Annotated in this window: 2 protein-coding genes and 1 pseudogene; 1 reads left to right on the top strand and 2 read right to left on the bottom strand. The window is 30.2% G+C overall.

The window, feature by feature from the left end:
• Window positions 1-912 (top strand): annotated as a pseudogene (locus tag A2255_00465) (hypothetical protein).
• Window positions 913-1,473: 561 nt separating this feature from the next.
• On the opposite strand, the gene A2255_00460 reads toward A2255_00465, so the two are convergent.
• Window positions 1,474-1,812: a hypothetical protein gene (locus tag A2255_00460; protein OGI18233.1), complete on the bottom strand. Its 339-nt coding sequence runs from the start codon at window positions 1,810-1,812 to the stop codon at window positions 1,474-1,476.
• Between the two features lie 2 nt (window positions 1,813-1,814).
• Complete coding sequence (locus A2255_00455; protein OGI18232.1) at window positions 1,815-2,132, bottom strand: hypothetical protein; 318 nt, start codon at window positions 2,130-2,132, stop codon at window positions 1,815-1,817.
• Window positions 2,133-2,157: the final 25 nt, after the last annotated feature.

The raw sequence follows: 2,157 nt of genomic DNA, 5'->3' as shown, positions 1-2,157 counted from the left end.
TTAAAGAATGATGACAAAATAATTATTAGAAATTCAGGAAATAACAGTAAAATTCAAGTAAGAATAAATGGACAAGGTCCTTTAAAACCTAAAGAAAGCTCAGAAATAAAGCCTGGCGACACATTAAAACTTGGAAATCAAGTCTATTTATTTGATAAAGACAATAATTATAAATTAAGGTTTATTAGAAAAGATGAAAAAGACACCATTAACAAGCTTTTTCCATTAGGTGTAAAAAATATTGATTTTTGCCAAAGTATTGGTGATTGTTATCTGCTATCTACCTTGAAATCTCTGTCAAAAAATCCAAGAGGGGCAGAATTATTGATGAAAATGATAGAACCAATGTCAGATGGTGGATATAAGGTAACTTTTCCTGGTCTTCCAAAAGAAAGCTTCGAGGTTACCAGACAAGATATTCAAAATATGGGAAATGCAGAAGATTCAGTTAAAAGTAATCACTTAGGAGTGAAAATTATAGAGCATGCTTATTTTAAGCTAAGAAAAAATGTCGATGAGTCTTTAGGACCAGAAGATCCACGTATTTCAAAGTATAAAACTAAGCTAGTATTGCTAAATTTTGGGGATATTGGTGAAGCATTATATTTACTAACTGGCATGAAAACTCTGTTTTTCCCAACTGAAAAACTTGATGATAAGATGATAAAAGAATTATTTAAGACTCTAAAAGCGAACAATATGCCAACTGTTGCAATGACAGGTAAAAATATTTCTCCTCAGGGAAATATGACCAAATCAATGCACGCTTATTGTATTTCTGAAATAAATCCTGAAAAAGAAGAAGTAACCATTATTAATCCAGATGATAGCAGCAAAGAATCTAAAATTAGTTACAAAACTTTCCTGGAAAATTTTACTTATATAAGTTGTGTTAACTTAAAATCCCAATAAATTTTATCGTTAAACTAAATTCTAGATAAAATTGATGAATGATTTAAATCATTCATCCGTTCACAATTACTTATGGCTCTCTTTTATGGTTTTTCTTGTGTCTAATGCAAGTAAATCTTATTTTGGTGCGCATGCTCATTTAGGCATGGTTATTTTGTTTGACATATAAATAATCGCTATGTCATTACGAGGAGCAAAGCGACGTGGTAATCTTTCTAATGTACACCAAATAGATTGCCACGCAAGTACGATTGCTTTTTAAAGCCAAGTTTCATGGCTCGCAATGACATGGCTATATTATTAGTGTATTTCAACATTTTTTAGGCAAATGCCTAGTTTAATATTTAAATTTAAAACCATGACAGCAGACTCATCAAGGCATGGTTGTTTGACATATAAATAATTCGAACTCACGCTTAACGGGCCTTTGTAGAGGGATAAAATTTGCCAAAATCTTATTTTGGTGCGCACTGCGCACCCTACCTGGCTGCTTTAGATACAATAACCGTAACCATCCTAATAAAAGCAATCCTGCTATGTTTGATATGGTATTAAAACAGGCTACTTTTGCTTAGTTTTGCTAAATTCGTAGAATTTTTTATCAACCTCAAAGGAATATTCCTTTAATTTAAGGTCAAATTCTTTACTCTGAGCAGTTAAATTTGCTTTGATACTATCTATTTTATAATTTAATCCCTTAATTTCACTATCTACACCCTTAAATCGATGTTCTATACAATTGAAATTATTACCAAAAAAAGTAATAGCGGTTATTAAAGCTGCTAAAATAACCCAATTATCTTTAAAAAAACCCTTTATTTTTTCAAGTATGGGCTTGCGTAGTCCGCTTGGTATATCAGGATCAAAAGTATTATTAGATGTTTCATTTGCATTTATCATATTCAATCTTTAAAATTTCCTGTTTGATCTATTAATCCACCAGTAACAGCATTAAAAAACATAGAATATCCACAATTACTACAAGCAATAAAAAAGAATGGGAAAGAAGGTCCACCTATTCTAAAACCATCTTTACTGTATTCGGTTAAAACTGTTAAGTTTTCTCCTACTGTCCAATTCCCTTGTCCGCAATATTGGCATTTTACAAGACTTGGATTTTTTTTATTTAAAAGACTTATTATTTTCTGTTGTATTAATTTTTTATCCACTTTTTTACCATTTATTAAATTATCAATAAACAGCATTATATTATTTAACATATATGTTAAACTCCTATTTATTATG

It is taken from the genome of Candidatus Melainabacteria bacterium RIFOXYA2_FULL_32_9 (genome assembly GCA_001784615.1).
In the GTDB taxonomy this organism is placed as follows: domain Bacteria; phylum Cyanobacteriota; class Vampirovibrionia; order Gastranaerophilales; family UBA9579; genus UBA9579.
This window is presented reverse-complemented; position numbering and strand designations above follow the sequence as displayed.

What these genes read in the sequence shown, in the direction of transcription:
- A2255_00460 (OGI18233.1), bottom strand. Translation starts at nt 1,812, where the DNA reads ATGATAAATGCAAATGAAACATCTAATAATACTTTTGATCCTGATATA.
- A2255_00455 (OGI18232.1), bottom strand. Translation starts at nt 2,132, where the DNA reads ATGTTAAATAATATAATGCTGTTTATTGATAATTTAATAAATGGTAAA.